Origin of the sequence: Amycolatopsis mongoliensis, assembly GCF_030285665.1 — a bacterium.
GTDB classification, from domain to species: domain Bacteria; phylum Actinomycetota; class Actinomycetes; order Mycobacteriales; family Pseudonocardiaceae; genus Amycolatopsis; species Amycolatopsis mongoliensis.
The window spans coordinates 9,860,509-9,877,430 of record NZ_CP127295.1; the positions used below are offsets into that span (position 1 = coordinate 9,860,509).

Below are 16,922 nucleotides of genomic sequence, written 5' to 3' on the forward strand. Positions count from 1 at the left end.
GTTATACGCGGGTGAGCCGGTACCAGACCTCGGGCCGGCCCACCTGGCCGTAGTGCGGCTCCCGGTGCGCCATTCCGTTGTCCGCCAGGTACTCCAGGTACCGGCGCGCCGTCACGCGGGAGGCGCCGATCGCGTTCGCCGCCGCGCCCGCGGACAAGCCCTCCGCCGCGCCGGACAGCGCGTCCGTGATCGCCTCCAGGGTCTGGACGCTCATTCCCTTCGGCAGCGGGGGTTGCTCCGTCGTGCGCAGCGCCCCCAGCGCGCGGTCGATCTCGGCCTGGCCGGTCACCTCGCCCGACGCGTCGCGGAACTCCGCGTAGCGCTCCAGCTTCTCGCGCAACGTGGCGAACGTGAACGGCTTCAGCAGGTACTGCACCACCCCCACCGACACCGCGGCCTTCACCAGGCCGAGGTCGCGCGCCGACGTCACGGCGATGACGTCGATCGGCAGGCCGGCCGCGCGCAGGGAGCGGCACACCGCCAGGCCGTGCGTGTCGGGCAGGTAGAAGTCAAGCAGCACCAGGTCGACCGGCTCGCGTTCGCAGAACCGCAGCGCCTCGCCGCCGGAATGGACGACGCCGGCCACGGAGAACCCGGGCAGCCGCTCGACGTAGACGCGGTGCGCCTCGGCGGCCACCGGCTCGTCCTCCACCACCAGCACGCGGATCACCGGTCCGCCTCCTGCCGCGGCAGCCGCACGGTGAACACCGCGCCGCCGTCCCGTCCGAGGTCGACTGTGCCGCCGTAGCGGCGCACCGCCTGCCCGACGAGCGCGAGGCCGAGCCCGTGGCCGTCCTCCGCCTTCGTCGACCAGCCGCGGCGGAAGATGTCGGCGTCTTCGGGGACGCCGGGCCCGCTGTCGGTGACGCGCAGCAGCAGCCCGCCGTCCTCGGACCGGGCGGTGACGACGACCGCCGGCTTGCCACCGCCGCGCACAGCCGCGTCGATGCCGTTGTCGATGAGGTTGCCGAGGATGGTCACCAGGTCGCGGGCGGCGATCCCGAGCGAGGCGTCGTCGATCACCGTGTCCGGGGTGACGGTGAGCTCGACCCCGCGTTCGCTCGCCTCGGCGGCCTTTCCCAGCAGCAGCGCGGCGAGCACCGGCTCGGCGACGGCGCCGACGACGCGGTCGGTCAGCTCCTGGGCGAGCGCGAGCTCGGCAGTCGCGAACTCGACGGCCTGCTCGGGTTTGCCGATCTCCACCAGGGAAACGACGGTGTGCAGCCGGTTCGCCGCCTCGTGCGCCTGCGACCGCAGCGCCTCCGCCAGCCCGCGGGCGGTGGTCAGCTCCCCGGTCAGCGTCTGCAGTTCCGTGTGGTCGCGCAGGACGACGACGGTGCCCTGGGAGCGGCCGCCCGAGCGGACGGCGGTCGTGCTGACCAGCAGCACGCGCGCGTCGGTCAGGTGCAGTTCCTCGGCCCGGTTCTCGGCCGACGCGAACGCTTGCGCCAGCTCGTCCGGCAGGCCCAGCGACGCCAGCTCGCGCCCGACCGGGTCGGCGTCGAGACCGAGGAGCGTGCGCGCGCCGTCATTGCAGAGCCGGATCCGCCCGTCCCGGCCGACGAGCAGCACGCCTTCGCGCACCGAGTGCAGCACGGCTTCGTGGTACTCGAACAGGTTGCTCAGCTCGTCGGGCGCGACCCCGCGGGTCTGGCGCCGCAGCCGGGCGCTGATCAGCCAGCCGCCCAGCGCCCCGACCAGCAGCACCGCGCCGGCGACGCCGAACAGCGGCCAGAGCCGTTCGCGCAGCTCGGCCGAGATCGCCGCGACGGTGATCCCGACCGCGACCAGCGCGACCACCCGCTGCCCCGGCCCGAACACCGGCACGACCGTCCGGACCGACGGGCCGAGCGAGCCGGTGTAGGTCTCGGTGTAGTCCAGCCCGCGCTGTGCCTGTTCGATCGTCCCGATGTAGTGCTGGCCGATCAGCGCCGGGGTCGGGTGGGTGTAGCGGATCCCGGCCGGGCTCATGATCGTGATGAAGTCGACGTGGGTGTGGGCCTGCACCCGCAACGCGAACGGCTGCAGCGTGGCGCTCGGGTTCGCCGTCGCCGCCGCGGCGGCGACGGTCGGCGCGTCCGCCACCGCCAGGGCGATCGCCCGGACCTGGTCGCGCGCGTTCTCGTTCACCGCCCGCGACGCGTCCAGGTACGCGAACGTGATCCCGGCGCCGGCGAGCACGCAGAGCACCACCAGCTGCAGCACGAGCAGCTGACGGGCCAGGCTCCAGCGGGACCGCATCGTCGGGGGCACCTCCTCATACCAGCACACGCGCTCCTCCGATGTCCGAAGGGGACGGTCCGGCCGCCGCGCGAACTCAATGAACACAAGTGAGCCGGATCACCGGAGTGCGCCTACAGTGTGCCGCAACCTGGAACACCCCTGAGCTGGAGGCAACGGTGCCGACCCCACCGACCACCGAGGACACCCCGCGCAAGCGGGACAAGACCCACTACCTGTACCTGGCCGTGATCGTGGCGGTCGCGCTCGGGATCCTGGTGGGCTTCCTCTTCCCCGGCTTCGCCAAGGGCCTCAAGCCCCTCGGCGACGGCTTCGTCAACCTGATCAAGATGATGATCACGCCGATCATCTTCTGCACCATCGTCATCGGCGTCGGCTCGGTCGCGAAGGCGGCCAAGGTCGGCAAAGTCGGTCTGATGGCGTTGTTCTACTTCATCATCATGTCGACCTTCGCCTTGGCGATCGGCCTGGTCGTCGGCAACATCCTGCACCCGGGCACCGGCCTGCACCTCAACCCGGCCGACGTGAAGAGCGTCCAGAAGTCCGCCGGCGGCGCCGAAGGCCCGGTCGACTTCCTGCTCGGCATCATCCCCAAGACCCTCGTGTCCGCCTTCACCGAGGGCGAAGTCCTGCAGACGCTGCTGGTCGCGCTGCTCGTCGGGTTCGCGCTGCAGAAGCTCGGCCCGAAGGGCACCCCGATCCTGCGCGGCATCGAGCACATCCAGCGGCTGGTCTTCCGGATCCTGGCGATGATCATGTGGGCCGCCCCGGTCGGCGCGTTCGGCGCCATCGCCGCGGTGGTCGGCGCGACCGGCTGGGCCGCGCTGAAGAGCCTCGCGGTGATCATGATCGGGTTCTACGCGACCTGCCTGGTGTTCGTGTTCGTGATCCTCGGGATCGTGCTGTGGCTCGGCGCCCGCGTCTACATCTGGCACCTGCTGCGCTACCTCGGCCGCGAGTTCCTGCTGATCCTCTCGACGTCGTCGTCGGAGTCGGCGCTGCCGCGGCTGATCGCGAAGATGGAGCACGTCGGCGTGAGCAAGTCCGTCGTCGGCATCACGGTGCCGACCGGCTACTCGTTCAACCTGGACGGCACCGCGATCTACCTCACCATGGCGACGCTGTTCATCGCCGCCGCGCAGGACGCACCCCTGTCGATCGGAGCGCAGATCGGCCTGCTCGCGTTCATGATCATCGCGTCGAAGGGCGCCGCTGGCGTCAGCGGCTCGGGCATCGCGACCCTGGCGAGCGGCCTGCAGTCGCACCGGCCGGAGCTGGTCAACGGCGTCGGCTTCATCCTCGGCATCGACCGGTTCATGTCGGAGGCCCGCGCGCTGACGAACTTCGCCGGCAACGCCGTGGCGACCGTCCTCATCGGAAACTGGACGAAGGAGTTCGACCGGGAGAAGGCTCAGCGGGTCTTCGCCGGGCACGATCCGTTCGACGAGGCCACCATGCTCGACGACGACGCCCACGGCGCGAAAACCGAGCCGGAAGCCGAAAAAATTCCGGTCTGACCCACGACGTTCGTGCTCACGCCCCCGCTGAGCACGAGCCACGCGGGCCGCGGTGCGAGTTCCCCGACTTCGCACCGCGGCCCGTTTCCATGTCCGCTTCCGTGTCCGCTTCAGGAGGCGGCTTTGCCGTCGTAGACGACGCGCGCGGCGGCGATCGACTCCCGATGCCGCTCCGCCCAGCCGAGCAGGCCGTTCAACGACTGGTACAGCTCCTTCGCCATCGGCGTGGCTTCGTACTCCACGCGCGGCGGGACCGTCGGGTAGATCGTGCGGACCAGGAGGCCGTCGCGCTCGAGGTTGCGCAGGGTCAGCGTCAGCATCCGGCGGCTGATCCCTTCGACCGAGCGCTCCAGCTCGGTGAACCGCACCGGGCCGCGCGTCGCCTCCAGGAGGATGCCGATCGCCCACTTGCCGCTGATCCGGTTGATGACCTCGAGCACCGTGCAGACGTCGAGTTTTTCCGGGTCGATCTCGGTGACCTGGACGGGTACATCGATGTTCCCCTGGGACATGAAAGTGCCTCCTTCCCGGCGCACCCATGGTCACACATGATGGGCACTGTTACAAGAAGTGCCCTGGCAACGACCAGGTGGAACACTCGACTGGAGGGGCCTGACATGGCCGAGAACCACCCCACCCGCTCCCGCGGCCTCGCACTGGCGGTGCTGTGCGCCGCGTCGCTGATGGTCGTGCTCGACAGCAGCATCGTCGCGGTGGCGCTGCCCGCCATCCAGGCCGACCTCGGCTTCAAGCCCGCCGGGCTCGCCTGGGTCGTCACGGCGTACCTGGTCGCCTTCGGTGGCCTGCTCCTGATCTCCGGACGGCTCGGCGACCTGTTCGGCCGCCGCCGCGTCTTCCTCGGCGGGCTCGGCCTGTTCACGACGGCGTCGCTCGTGGCCGGGCTGGCCACCGACGCCGGCGTGCTCGTCGTCTCGCGGTTCGCGCAGGGCGTCGGCGGCGCGCTCGCGTCGGCCGTCGTGCTCGGCATGATCGTCACGATGTACCCCGAGCCGCGGGCCCGCGCGAAGGCGATCGGGGTGTACAGCTTCACGCAGGCCGCGGGCGCGTCGATCGGGCTCATCGCGGGCGGCGCGCTGACGCAGGCGCTGAGCTGGCACTGGACGTTCTTCGTCAACCTGCCGATCGGCGTGGTCGCGCTGGTGCTGGCGGTCCGCGTGGTCGAGGCCGACCGCGGCCCGGGCCTGCGGGCCGGCCTGGACGTGCTCGGCGCGGTGCTGGTCACCGCCGCGGTGATGCTCGGCGTGTACGGGATTTCGTCCTACGCCTGGGGTGCGCTGGTCGCGGCCGCCGTGCTGCTGGCCGCGTTCGTGGTGCGGCAGGCGAAGGCGCGCACGCCGCTGCTGCCGTTGCGGCTGTTCCGGATCCGCGCGGTGACCGGCGCGAACCTGGTGATGGTGCTGATGGTCGCCGGGATGCTGGGCTTCCAGTTCGTCACCGCGTTGTACCTGCAGCAGGTGCTGGGCCTCGACGCGCTGCGGACCGGCGTCGCGTTCCTGCCGGTGCCGCTGGTGATCGCGGTGGCGTCGCTCGGGTTCGCGGACAAGCTGGCGGCGCGGTTGGGGCCGCGGACGGTGCTGCTGTCCGGACTGGGCCTGGTCATCGTAGGCCTGCTGCTGCTCACGCGAGTCTCGGTCGCGGGTTCCTACTTCGCCGACGTCCTGCCGCCGCTGCTGGTGATGGGCCTCGGCGCGGGCGCGGCCATCCCGGCGCTGATGGGGCTGGCGATGTCGGACGTCGCCGCGGCCGACGCGGGCGTGGCGTCCGGCCTGATCAACACGACCCAGCAGGTGGGCGCGGCGCTGGGCACGGCGGTGCTGGCTTCCCTCGCCGCCTCCCGGACCGCGAGCCTCGGCTCGGCGGACCACCGCGAGGCACTGGCGGCGGGGTTCCGGCTGGCGTACGGGGTCAGCGCGGGCTTCCTGATCGCAGCGGTCGCCCTGGGAGCGGGGGTACTGGCCCGCCGCCCCCGCCCGACCGCACTTCCCGCGGAACCCGAGGTCTGCGTCGCCGGTCAGGCGTGATCCAGAAGCCGACACGCGTGATCAGAGGGTCGACACACGTGATTGAAGGGTCGACACGGCTTCCTCGGCCGTGTCGACCCTTCAATCACGCGAGTTGGCGTTCTGATCACGCCAGGTAGGCCGACAGGCCACGGTGGCCCCGCCGCATCATCAGCGCGTGGTTCGCGCGGAAGAGCGGCCGGGCCACCGCGTCGAGCCGCCGCAGCAGCTCCTTGCGAGCCTGGACGTCCTGGGTGATCTCCAGGAGCGTGCCCGCGCCCGCCGCGCGGACCGCTCCGGCCAGCACCCCGTCCAGGTCGCCGCTCAACCGGACCCGCATCAGACCCGCTCGCTCGTCCTGGTGGTCCCGGTGCATCCGGACCACCAGGCGGAACGGGAGCCGGGACCGGCAGATCAGCTCGGCGGTGTCGTCGTCCACCCGGCGCACCGTGCGGACGTCCGACCACCACCGCGGGTAGCCGGCGAGGTCGGTGACCACGCCGAACACCCGCTCGGGCGCGGTACCGGGCAGCAGCCACGTGCTGCTGAACCGGTAGCGTGCGCCCGTCACGTCACACCTGGGCCGAGACCAGCTTCCGGCCGTCCACCGTGACGATGTCGACCGACTTGACGTCGTCGGGTGCCACCAGCGCGGACCCGTCGAGCGAGAAGCCCTGGCTCTCCCATTTCTCCGACACTTTCCAGCTGCCGGCGGTGACCGCCTGGCCTTCCTTCGTGACGACCTGCAGCAGGCACTGTTCCCCGGCCTTGACGCCCTTCACGGCGACATTCACCCGGACCCAGCCCTGGAACGGCGCCACCGACGCGGCCAGTTGCACGCCCGTGGTCGGATCACGGCCTTCGACGCTCTTCGTGCCCGGAGGCGAGTCCGGCGGAGCAACCGGAGCGGCGATGCCGGTGTCCGGCGCCGTCTGCCGGCCCACCAGGATCCCGCCGCCGAGCGCGGCCACCACCAGCACCGCCGCCGCGACCAGGGCCAGGCCCCGGCGTGACGAACGGCCCGAGCGGACCGGCGCCGCCGTCTCCTCTTCGCGCACCCGCCGCAGGGTCTTCTGCAGCAGCAGGTCCCCGCCTTCGGGCGGCCCGTCGAGGAACGCCTCGGGCGGTACCTCGTCGAGCGACTCGCGCAGGGCGACGAGCTCGTTCAGGTCGAACCGGCACTGCGCGCAGGTCTGCAGGTGCCGCCGCTCGAAGTCGGCCGCCTCCCCGGGATCGAGCGCGCCGAGGGCGTACGCGCCGAGCTGCGTGTGACTCTCGTCGACCGAGTTCATCGCGCCACCTCCGTTCCGCTCGAAATCATCGCTGCTCTCAGTGCTCTCAGTGCGTAATACGACCTTGATTTCACGGTACCCGGTGCGACGCCCAGTGTTCTCGCCGCTTCGGCCACCGTCCGTCCCCGGTAGTAGATCTCCACCAGGACCTCTCGGTGCTCGTTAGAAAGGCCGTCCATCGCGCCGAGCACCGTCATCGAGTCGACCACGCTCTGGGCGTGATCGCGCTCGACGGCCGGTGTCGGCACTCCTTCGGCCGGTTCGGCCACCTCCTGTGGCCGGGCCGCCCGGGCACGTGCCCGGTCGGTGACCAGGTTGCGCGCGACGGTCAGCAACCAGCCGCGCACCGAGCCCTTCCCGTCGTTTTGCAGGTCGTCGGCGTGTTTCCACGCGCGGACCAACGTCTCCTGGACCACGTCCTCGGCTGCCGCCCGATCACCGGTCAGCCTCGTCGCGTAGGCCAGCAGGCTCCGGCCGTGTTCGGCGTACAACTGCCGAATCAGGTCTTCGCCTTTGGCCTTCTTAGGCCGCCTGCCTCCGATCGCCACCCTCGTCCTCCCGACGGTGTTCTGAGTCGGCGAGGACAGTACTGCAACCCGCAGCGCCACCGGCGGTGCGTGGGTCGAGCGCAGCGCGACCATGGTGTTCATCGGCTGCCCGTCCTTCCTCGTTCTGCCCGGAAACCGTCGGTGTTCAGTAGCCGGAGCCACCGGCCGCGGGCTGGGCCTGACCGCCCGCGGTGACCTTGCTGCCGTCCGGCGCGATGGCGAACCAGGTGCCGTTGGCGCCCTGGCCGTTCATCTGCCCCGGTGCCTTGTCGCCCGAGAACTCGTACAGCGCCCAGCCGTTGAGCGTGAGCTGCTTGCTGCCGTCCGGGCGCGCCAGCGTGCCGACCTGGCTCTGCTGGATGCCCTGGAGCATCGGCGGGGCCTCCCCGGCCAGCGCCGGCGGCCACGTCGTCGCGCACTGGGCGTCGCAGTTGGACGTCGGCGGCGTCGACATGTCCTTGTCGAACCGGTAGAGCGTCTTGCCCGCCGCGTCGGTGACGACCGCCCCGACCCCCGCGACCGCGGTGGCGGCCAGCATCACGTGCCCGGGCTGCCCGTGCTCGGGACCCTGGGTTCCGGAAGCCATGTCACCGCAGGCCGACAGTGGGGCGACGACAGCGACCGCGGCGGCGCACAAGCCTGCCGTCCGGATACGGTTCATGACGTTCTCTCCTCGGTGAGGGCGGCACCGCCGTCCGGCGGACCTCGACACCTCAGACACGGACGGTTGCCCGAAACGGTTCAGCGGGGTTTCGCACGGTTCGGTGCCGGTTCGAGGCCGGATTGGTGTGTTCCGGTGATCGGCACGATCTTGTCGCCGTGCGGGACGGGTTCCTAAGCTGACGACGTTCGCACCGCCGCCCCCGATCGCCGCGGGAGCCGCCGTGTCCGTGAAACCCCTCGTCTTCGTGGCGCTGCTGGCCGTGGGCTGCTCCACCCCGGCTCCCCTGCCGCCGCCGTTCACGGCTTCGCTGACGTCGCCCACCGACGTCGTGCTGCACTGGCCGGACGACGCCGACGGGCACCGCGTCGAGTACGCGAACGACCCCGCCGGGCCGTGGACGACGCTGCGGTTCCTGCCCCCGCACACGACGAGTTACCACCACCCGGACCTGATCCCGGAGACGCCGTTCTACTACCGGGAGCAGCCGTTCACCGGCCCGGTGTCGGCGGAGACGACCGCGGGCGCGCCGGCGGCCGCGGACGCGACGGGGCTGCACGCGGTGGCGTCGGGCGACTCGGTGACGTTCACGTGGGCCGACCGCTCGGCGGACGAAGCCGGCTTCCTGCTGGAGATCCGGCGGCCGGGCGCGACGGCGTTCGACCCGGTCGAGGTGACCGACCCGGACGCGACGACGTGCGCGCTGTCACTGCTGCCCGGCGAGGCGGGGGCCACCTACCGCCTCCGGGCGCTGCACTACGGCCCGCTCTCCCCGGTGGTCCACCAGACCACCGGGAAGGAGCGGTGAGCCGCTGTTACTCGGGCGTGAGGACGGTGCGCAGGAACTGACCCGTGTAGCTCGCCTCGACACCGGCCACGTGCTCGGGCGTGCCCTCCGCGATCACCGTGCCACCGCCGGACCCGCCCTCCGGGCCCATGTCGATGATCCAGTCGGAGGTCTTGATCACGTCGAGGTTGTGCTCGATCACGATCACCGAGTTGCCCTTGTCGACCAGCCCGTTGATCACGCCGATCAGCTTGTTGATGTCCTCGAAGTGCAGGCCGGTGGTCGGCTCGTCGAGGATGTAGACCGTCTTGCCGGTGGACCGCTTCTGCAGCTCGCTGGCCAGCTTGACGCGCTGCGCCTCACCGCCCGACAGCGTCGGCGCGGGCTGGCCGAGCCGGACGTAGCCGAGGCCGACGTCCACCAGCGTCTGCAGGTGGCGGTGGATGGCCTTGATCGGCTCGAAGAACTCCGCCGCCTCCTCGATGGGCATGTCGAGCACGTCCGAGACGGTCTTGCCCTTGTAGTGCACCTCGAGGGTTTCCCGGTTGTACCGCGCGCCCTTGCAGACCTCGCAGGGGACGTAGACGTCCGGCAGGAAGTTCATCTCGATCTTGATCGTGCCGTCGCCGGCGCACGCCTCGCAGCGGCCGCCCTTGACGTTGAACGAGAACCGGCCCTGCTGGTAGCCGCGGACCTTCGCCTCGGTCGTCGCGGCGAACAGCTTCCGCACGTGGTCCCAGACGCCGGTGTAGGTGGCCGGGTTGGAGCGCGGGGTCCGCCCGATCGGCGACTGGTCGACGCGCACCAGCTTGTCGACGTTGTTCAGGCCGTTGACCCGGGTGTGGCGGCCCGGCACCTGGCGGGCGCCGTTGAGCTTGTTCGCCAGCACCGTCGCCAGGATGTCGTTCACCAGCGTGGACTTGCCCGAGCCGGAGACGCCGGTGACCGACACCAGGGCGCCGAGCGGGAACGAGACGTCCAGGCCGCGCAGGTTGTGCTCGCGCGCGCCGACCACGGTCAGCTGCCGCTTCTTGTCGATCGGCCGCCGGATCGCCGGAACCTCGATCTTCCGCCGCCCGGACAGGTACTGGCCGGTCAGGGACTCCTTGCTCTTCAACAGCTTCTTGTACGGTCCACTGTGGACGATGTGGCCGCCGTGCTCGCCCGCGCCCGGGCCGATGTCGACCACCCAGTCGCTCGAGCGGATCGTGTCTTCGTCGTGCTCGACGACGATCAGCGTGTTGCCCAGGTTCCGCAGCCGGGTCAGCGTCTCGATCAGGCGGTGGTTGTCGCGCTGGTGCAGGCCGATCGACGGCTCGTCGAGCACGTACAGCACGCCGACCAGACCGGAGCCGATCTGCGTCGCGAGCCGGATGCGTTGGGCCTCGCCACCCGACAGCGTCGCCGACGCGCGGTCGAGCGAGAGGTACGTCAGGCCGACGTCGAGCAGGAAGCGCAGCCGCGCCTGGATCTCCTTGAGCACCGCGCCGGCGATCATCGACTCGCGCTGCCCGAGCTCCAGCTCGTCGAGGAACTGCGAAGCCTCCGCGATGGACAGCGCGCAGACCTCGGCGATCGACATGTCACCACGGGTCTTGTGCGCCAGCGTGACGGCGAGGATCTCCGGCTTGAGCCGGGTGCCCTGGCAGGCCGGGCACGGCACCTCGCGCATGTAGCCCTCGTACCGCTCGCGCATGTACTCGGACTCGGTCTGCTCCTGCCGCCGCTCGAGGAACGGGATGACGCCCTCGAAGCTCGCGTAGTACGAGCGCTGGCGGCCGTAGCGGTTCTTGTAGCGGACGTGCACCTGGTCGTCGACGCCGTGCAGGACGGCCTTCTGGGCGCGCGCGGGCAGCCGGCGCCACGGCGTGTCCATCCGGAAGCCGATGGTCTCCGACAGCGACTCCAGCAGCCGGATGAAGTAGTCCGCGCTCTGCCCGCCCGACCACGGCGCGATCGCGCCCTCGGCCAGCGACAGCTCGTCGTCCGGGACCACCAGCTCCGGGTCGACCTCCTTGCGGATGCCGATGCCGGTGCACTCGGGGCAGGCGCCGTAGGGCGAGTTGAAGGAGAACGAGCGGGGCTCGAGGTCCTCGATGGCGAGGGGGTGGCCGTTGGGGCAGGCCAGGTTCTCGGAGAAGCCGCGGATCCGGTGCGGGTCGTTCTCGGGCAGGTCGACGAACTCGAGCTCGATCAGCCCGTCGGCCAGCCGCAGCGCCGTCTCGACCGAGTCGGTGAGCCGCTGGCGCGAGCTCGACTTCACGCTCAGCCGGTCGATGACCACGCCGATCTGGTGCTTTTCCTGCTTCTTCAGCTTCGGCGGGTCGGTGAGCGCGTGGACCGTGCCGTCGACGACCACGCGCGCGTAGCCCTGTTGCTGCAGGTTCTCGAACAGGTCGACGTACTCGCCCTTGCGCCCGCGCACCACCGGCGCGAGCACCTGGAAGCGGACGCCTTCGTCCATTTCCAGCACCTGGTCGACGATCTGCTGCGGGGTCTGCTTGCTGATCGGCTCGCCGCACTTGGGGCAGTGCGCCTTGCCGGCGCGCGCGTAGAGCAGGCGCAGGTAGTCGTAGACCTCGGTGATCGTGCCCACGGTCGAGCGCGGGTTGCGCGAGGTGGACTTCTGGTCGATCGACACCGCGGGCGAGAGGCCCTCGATGAAGTCGACGTCCGGCTTGTCCATCTGCCCCAGGAACTGGCGGGCGTACGCCGAGAGCGACTCGACGTAGCGGCGCTGCCCTTCGGCGAAGATGGTGTCGAAGGCGAGGCTCGACTTCCCGGACCCGGACAGACCGGTGAACACGATCAGGCTGTCGCGGGGCAGGTCGAGATCCACGCCGCGGAGGTTGTGCTCGCGGGCACCGCGAACAACGAGGCGATCAGCCACGCCAGGGTCCCTTCAGTGTCATTCTCAGCTGCGGTTGCCGGCCCGGTGTCAGGCTGCACGGGCGGCCGCGATCCATGCTACGAGCCACCACCGACAGAAACTGGCTCCGCGTCCTTGACCTGCGGTTCTTCCGGCTTGCGGCGGGTGGTGAGCCACCGGTGGACCGGCCGTTCGACCCCCGCGGTGACCGCCCAGCCGCCCAGTACGGCGGCGCCGACGACCACGGGGAGCCGCAGCCAGCCGGGCAGGCCGGCGTCGAGCAGAGCGCGGGCCAGGATGTAGCCCAGTTCCTGGTGCACCAGATAAAGACCATACGAGATGCCCGCGAGCCAGGTGACGGCCGGGGCGATCCTCGCCAGTCCGGGGAACCGCCAGTCCGGGCCGCGGGCGGCCAGGCAGACCAGCAGCAGGAGCACGGCGAACCCGATCGTGGACGGCCAGCGCGCGGCGTCCTGCGGCAGCGCCCGGTGCAGCGGGAACACCTGCAGGTCCTGCGCGGCGACGGCGGCGAGGACGAACAGCGCGGCGTGCCAGTGCGCGAGCCGCTTCTTCGACCACAGCCAGAGCGCGATGCCGATGGCGAACACGTGCAGGCGGTGCAGCCCCAGCCCGTAGTAGACGCTGTCGACGACCGGGCGCGCCGTCTCCGGGTCGAAGACGGCGAAGCGGAGCAGGAGCGGGACGAGGATCAGCGCCCAGAGCAGGGCGACGGTCAGCCGGTGGGTGCGCCACGACCGCGGCCACAGCAGAGCCGCGCCGGTGAAGGCCATCAGCTGCACCGGCAGCGTCCAGTAGGAGCCGTCCAGGTAGTAGAACGTCTCCGAGCGCACCCCCCACTCCTGCACCATGCCGAGGTTGGCGACCAGGTCGAGCCCGGTCGGGATGTACCAGGGCGCGGGGTTCGCCGGCGGTCCCTGCGGCACGCCGAAGAGGAACCCGGTGACGCCGGGCGGGTAGGGCAGGCCGCTGAAGGAGATGGCGGCGTACCGCGTGACGACGTAGGTCACCACGACGGCGACGAAGTAGGCGGGCACGAGGCGCGCTACGCGGTTCCACAGCCACCGGCGCGGATTGCCCTTGCGCAGGCTCGCGCAAACGAAGAAGGCGGAGATCACCAGCAGGATCGCGGCCCCGAACTGCGCTGTCACCCGGAAGGGGTACCCCGTGAGCTCGGGGTGCAGCAGCGCGCCCTGGTGGGTGACGTGCCCCAGGATGACCGCGAAGACGGCGACGACGCGGAGCAGGTCCCAACTGATCCGGCGCGGCGTCGGGGAGGTGGGCACGGTCGTCCTGAGGTCGGCTGGCGGGGGCTGCCGTGAGCGTACGGGGGACGGCGGGCGCGCGCTTGTGCGGGTGGAACCGCTTGGAGCGAAACGACTACCGTGTGCACGGTGAACATCGTGGAGACCTACACCGGGCACGTCGACCCGGGCGGCGACGCCACCCGGCGGACCCTGGACGCGCTGACCATCACCAAGCTGTCCGTCGGCCCGATGGACAACAACACGTACCTGCTGGTGTGCCGGGAGTCGAACGAGGCGCTGCTGATCGACGCGGCGAACGACCCCGAGCGCATTTCGGACCTGATCGGCCACGGCCCGGACCGCCCGGCGCTGCGCACGGTGGTGACCACCCACCAGCACCAGGACCACTGGCAGGCGCTCGGCGCGGTCGCGGGGGCGAACGGGGCCAACACGGCGGCCCACCCCCTGGACGCCTCGCCGTTGCCGGTGCCGCCGGACTTCCTCGTCGAGGACGGGGACACGCTGTCGGTGGGGCAGGTCACGCTGTCGGTGATCCACCTGAGGGGGCACACGCCCGGGTCGATCGCACTCCTGTACCGCGACCCGTCGGGGCATCCGCACCTGTTCACCGGGGATTCGCTGTTCCCGGGCGGAGTGGGGCGGACCACGTCGCCCGAGGACTTCGCGCAGCTCCTGGACGACGTCGAGGCGCGGATCTTCGACGAGCTGCCGGACGACACGTGGTTCTACCCGGGCCACGGGGACGACTCCACGCTGGGCGCGGAGCGGCCGAAGCTGAAGGAGTGGCGCGAGCGCGGCTGGTGAATTTCCTCCGAGCGGGGCGGCCAATGGTTTTCGGGCGGCCCCGCTTTGTATTTCCCGCGCCGCCGCTCGACGCCGACGAGCCCGCTGGAAGGGTCACCCGCGCTCGTACGGGATCTTCTCCCCCGCCTCGACCGGGAACGGCAGGTGGTTGCCCGCCGGCGGCAGCGGGCACGTCGCGAAGTCGGTGAACGCGCACGGCAGGTTGACCGCCCGGTTGAAGTCCAGCGTCACCGAACCGTCGGACGCAGGCGCACCGACCGGCAGCGAGCGGTTCGCCGCGTACGTCGTCACCCCGCTCGTCTCATCCGTGAACAGGATGCTCAACCCGCCGTCCTTGCCGTTGAACGCGGTCAGCGTGTGCGACTCTCCGCCGAAGGAGAAGTGCACCAGACCCGGCGCCGTGTAGACGTGGCTGAGGCCCTCCACGACGGCACCGACCGTCGTGGGCCGCGGTGAGTCGAACGGCTCGAAGCGGCCCGGCACCACCCAGGACGGCGACGGCTCGTACGCCGGGACGCCGTGGAACTCGCGCAGCACCTCGGCCTTCGGGTCGTGCACGCGGATCAGGTACCCCGAACGGCGGGCGACCTCGATCTCGACGTCGCCGGCCAGCACGCGCGTGCCCGCGCCGCTGTTGACCAGCTCGAACCGGCGGGTCTCGGTGATCGGGGCGCCCTCGTGCACGAGTGTCGCGCCCGCCGGGTCGACGTACGCCGCGTCGGCGTCCTGCCACCAGCGGCCGGGGATGCCCGGGTACTCCCGCGGGGTGTCCGTCAGCCAGTCGAGCGACACCAGCGCCAGCCAGCCGTGGGGTGCCGCGAGGTCCTCCTCACGGCGCGTCTTCCAGTCCTGCCACTCGCTCGTGAACGTGCTCATCGCGGGCCCCTTCTCCTCGGCTACGACGGTGCCAACCCGTCGCCGGAGCCGGTATTCCGCGTCCCAGTATCCGGACCGGTCCGCAGCCACGCGATTTCACGCTCGCCCCCGGCGTGAACCACCACCCGCCGGAACTCCGGCGCGTCGCCGATCGCCGCGTGGAACCGGTCGGAGACGATCAGCAGCTGATCGCGCTCCGGCTCCGCGGCCATCGCCGCCTTCAGCACCTCCGCCTCGCACAGCCAGACCGCCAGCGCGATCGCGGCGCCGCCGAAGTTCGGCCGGCGCAGCACCACGTCGCCGTGGTCGGCGGCGAGCCTCAGGCGCAGCCTGCCGAACTCGTTGAGGTGACGGTTGCGGCGCCGCAGCGCCCCGGCCAGCTCGTCGGCGAAGTCCGTCGCGACCCACCGCCGCGGCACGGACGGCGGGATGACCAGCGTCGTGTTGTCCCCCTCCGGCCGGCGGTACCAGGTCGGTGTCCGGTACGGCACCGGGACGTGGTCGAACACCTCGTCCAGCACCCCGTCGAGGATGGTGCCGAGGTGCACCGCGCGGGCGGTGCCGCCGCGGCTCGGGGCGACGATCCCGATCCGGACGACGGTCGCAGCCACCGGCACGGTGCGCATGGCCTCAGTCCCCCCGGGGCTCGAAGGACCACTGCAAGCCGTAGCTCAGCCCCTGGTGCAGCTCGTGGAACTCGAACCCCACCTCGCCGACCCGGTTGACCGACAGCGCGTCGCCCGAGTCGACGCCGTCGTCGACCACCCGGCCCGGCACGCCGTTGAGCCGCCACACGCGCGGCGGCGGGTTCGCGCGGTCGAACCGGACTCGCACCGAGAGCCGCTCGCAGCGGCGCAACGGCGTCATGACGTAGTACGGCCGCAGCGACGTGCGCCGCGGCGCGAAGCGGACCCCGTATTCGTGCCGCTGGCCGAGCCGCAACGGGCTGGGGAGCCGCATGACGAACTGCGCGTGGCTCACCGAAACCTGGCGCGCTTCGACGATCTCGCCGCCGAACAGGGCGTCGGCGGTGATGTCCGGCACCGGGTCGCTGCCCGGCTCGGCCGGCACGCTGAAGGAGAGCACGAGCTCGTCGAGCTCGTCGACCTCCGCGACGATCCGGCGTTCCTCCTCCAGGTCCGGCGGATCGCGGTCGAGGTGCAGCGTCGCCTTCATCGACTCGACGTACCAGCCGGCCAGCGGGTGCAGGTCGCGCTCCGGCGGGGGCGTCACGAGCAGCTCGTCGAGCCGGCGGAACGCCAGGTCGATCCGGCGGCGCGCGGTGCGCGGGTCCCGGTCCAGGACGCTGGCCAGCCACGAGATCCGCCGGTCGAGGAACTCCCCCGCGGCCTCTTCGTGCAGGCCGAACGCCGCGAGCGCGGCCAGCCGGAGGTCGTCCGGCAGCCGTCCGCACAGCTCGGTGAGCCGCAGCACGAGCTTCCGCCGGGCCTCGGCCGGCCGGTCGGCGTCGGTGATGTCGCACACCTCGCGCAGGAACGGGCCGATCCGCTGGTGCAGGTCGGCCGCGTCGAGCCCGCGGCCGCGGCGCAGTTCGTTCAGCTCGCGCACGAACGGGAAGGAGTTCTCCGGCCGCATCCCACCCCTTCCCGGTGCCGCGGTGAAATGACAGCCCACATTACCAAGAAAGGTTCCGTGCCGGGCGTGACAGATCGCGGACACTCGCATTCACGGAAATACCCGGCCGGCCGGCCCCCCACGAGCCGGCCGGCCGGGCTGCTGCGGATCAGTTCGCGCCGAGGATCAGCGCCCAGATCAAGTGGCTCTCCATCGCACACCTCCTCATCGCTGCACCCAGGCCGGGTCGGAGAAAGTGGCGGAGCCGTGCAACGCCGGCGCGGCCGGTTCCGCTGCGTTTCCGGTGGCCGCCAGGAATCCCGCGACGGTACCGACCACGAACGCGACGAAGACCGATTTCACCAGGGTCAAGATCTTGCAGTAGACGTTCACGGCAAAGCACTCCCCGACCTCGCTCGAAATGGAATCCGGCCGGTTGGCATCT

General features: G+C 71.1%; 17 protein-coding genes. 4 read left to right on the forward strand and 13 right to left on the reverse strand.

The features are described 5' to 3' along the window. Window position 1: 1 nt before the first annotated feature. Entirely contained in the window at window positions 2-670 is a 669-nt protein-coding gene (locus QRX60_RS47195) for a response regulator (protein WP_285997976.1), read from the reverse strand. After that, window positions 667-2,241, reverse strand: coding sequence for a sensor histidine kinase (locus QRX60_RS47200; protein WP_285997977.1), 1,575 nt, complete (start codon window positions 2,239-2,241; stop codon window positions 667-669). The genes QRX60_RS47195 and QRX60_RS47200 overlap by 4 nt, the downstream gene beginning before the upstream one ends. Window positions 2,242-2,399: 158 nt before the next feature. On the opposite strand from QRX60_RS47200, the gene QRX60_RS47205 reads away from it, so the two are divergent. Next, complete coding sequence (locus QRX60_RS47205) at window positions 2,400-3,758, forward strand: cation:dicarboxylate symporter family transporter (RefSeq protein WP_285997978.1); 1,359 nt, start codon at window positions 2,400-2,402, stop codon at window positions 3,756-3,758. 110 nt (window positions 3,759-3,868) lie between these two features. On the opposite strand, the gene QRX60_RS47210 is transcribed toward QRX60_RS47205, so the two are convergent. Further along, window positions 3,869-4,270: a winged helix-turn-helix transcriptional regulator gene (locus QRX60_RS47210; RefSeq protein WP_285997979.1), complete on the reverse strand. Its 402-nt coding sequence runs from the start codon at window positions 4,268-4,270 to the stop codon at window positions 3,869-3,871. 105 nt (window positions 4,271-4,375) lie between these two features. Between QRX60_RS47210 and QRX60_RS47215 the strand changes: the two genes are divergently transcribed. Beyond that, a complete protein-coding gene (locus tag QRX60_RS47215) occupies window positions 4,376-5,800 on the forward strand; it encodes an MFS transporter (RefSeq protein WP_285997980.1) in 1,425 nt (474 codons plus the stop codon). 106 nt (window positions 5,801-5,906) lie between these two features. Here QRX60_RS47215 and QRX60_RS47220 read toward each other — a convergent pair whose 3' ends face one another. The 4 genes from QRX60_RS47220 to QRX60_RS47235 all read right to left on the reverse strand — a co-directional run bounded on the left by QRX60_RS47220 (window position 5,907) and on the right by QRX60_RS47235 (window position 8,205). Then, window positions 5,907-6,350, reverse strand: a complete 444-nt coding sequence (locus QRX60_RS47220) for an SRPBCC family protein (RefSeq protein ID WP_285997981.1) — start codon at window positions 6,348-6,350, stop codon at window positions 5,907-5,909. Between the two features lies 1 nt (window position 6,351). Next, window positions 6,352-7,071 (reverse strand): anti-sigma factor family protein, encoded by a 720-nt coding sequence (locus tag QRX60_RS47225; RefSeq protein ID WP_285997982.1) that lies wholly within the window; start codon window positions 7,069-7,071, stop codon window positions 6,352-6,354. Further along, window positions 7,068-7,619, reverse strand: a complete 552-nt coding sequence (locus QRX60_RS47230) for a sigma-70 family RNA polymerase sigma factor (RefSeq protein ID WP_286003842.1) — start codon at window positions 7,617-7,619, stop codon at window positions 7,068-7,070. The genes QRX60_RS47225 and QRX60_RS47230 overlap by 4 nt, the downstream gene beginning before the upstream one ends. A gap of 145 nt (window positions 7,620-7,764) precedes the next feature. After that, window positions 7,765-8,205: a COG4315 family predicted lipoprotein gene (locus QRX60_RS47235; RefSeq protein ID WP_285997983.1), complete on the reverse strand. Its 441-nt coding sequence runs from the start codon at window positions 8,203-8,205 to the stop codon at window positions 7,765-7,767. 298 nt (window positions 8,206-8,503) lie between these two features. On the opposite strand from QRX60_RS47235, the gene QRX60_RS47240 reads away from it, so the two are divergent. Then, the gene (locus QRX60_RS47240; protein ID WP_285997984.1) at window positions 8,504-9,088 is read left to right on the forward strand and encodes a fibronectin type III domain-containing protein; all 585 of its coding nucleotides are present in this window, start codon (window positions 8,504-8,506) and stop codon (window positions 9,086-9,088) included. Window positions 9,089-9,095: 7 nt separating this feature from the next. Here QRX60_RS47240 and uvrA read toward each other — a convergent pair whose 3' ends face one another. Next, the gene (uvrA, locus tag QRX60_RS47245; protein ID WP_285997985.1) at window positions 9,096-11,957 is read right to left on the reverse strand and encodes an excinuclease ABC subunit UvrA; all 2,862 of its coding nucleotides are present in this window, start codon (window positions 11,955-11,957) and stop codon (window positions 9,096-9,098) included. A 77-nt stretch (window positions 11,958-12,034) separates the two neighbouring features. Then, entirely contained in the window at window positions 12,035-13,240 is a 1,206-nt protein-coding gene (locus QRX60_RS47250; RefSeq protein WP_285997986.1) for an acyltransferase family protein, read from the reverse strand. Window positions 13,241-13,348: 108 nt separating this feature from the next. On the opposite strand from QRX60_RS47250, the gene QRX60_RS47255 reads away from it, so the two are divergent. Beyond that, on the forward strand, window positions 13,349-14,026 hold the full coding sequence (locus QRX60_RS47255) for an MBL fold metallo-hydrolase (protein WP_285997987.1): 678 nt from the start codon (window positions 13,349-13,351) through the stop codon (window positions 14,024-14,026). A gap of 93 nt (window positions 14,027-14,119) precedes the next feature. Here QRX60_RS47255 and QRX60_RS47260 read toward each other — a convergent pair whose 3' ends face one another. The 4 genes from QRX60_RS47260 to QRX60_RS47275 form a co-directional block, all read right to left on the reverse strand. Further along, entirely contained in the window at window positions 14,120-14,902 is a 783-nt protein-coding gene (locus QRX60_RS47260) for a DUF1684 domain-containing protein (RefSeq protein WP_285997988.1), read from the reverse strand. Between the two features lie 20 nt (window positions 14,903-14,922). Then, on the reverse strand, window positions 14,923-15,528 hold the full coding sequence (locus tag QRX60_RS47265; protein WP_285997989.1) for a hypothetical protein: 606 nt from the start codon (window positions 15,526-15,528) through the stop codon (window positions 14,923-14,925). A 4-nt stretch (window positions 15,529-15,532) separates the two neighbouring features. Further along, window positions 15,533-16,498 (reverse strand): hypothetical protein, encoded by a 966-nt coding sequence (locus tag QRX60_RS47270; protein ID WP_285997990.1) that lies wholly within the window; start codon window positions 16,496-16,498, stop codon window positions 15,533-15,535. 204 nt (window positions 16,499-16,702) lie between these two features. Beyond that, the gene (locus QRX60_RS47275; protein WP_285997991.1) at window positions 16,703-16,870 is read right to left on the reverse strand and encodes a hypothetical protein; all 168 of its coding nucleotides are present in this window, start codon (window positions 16,868-16,870) and stop codon (window positions 16,703-16,705) included. Window positions 16,871-16,922: the final 52 nt, after the last annotated feature.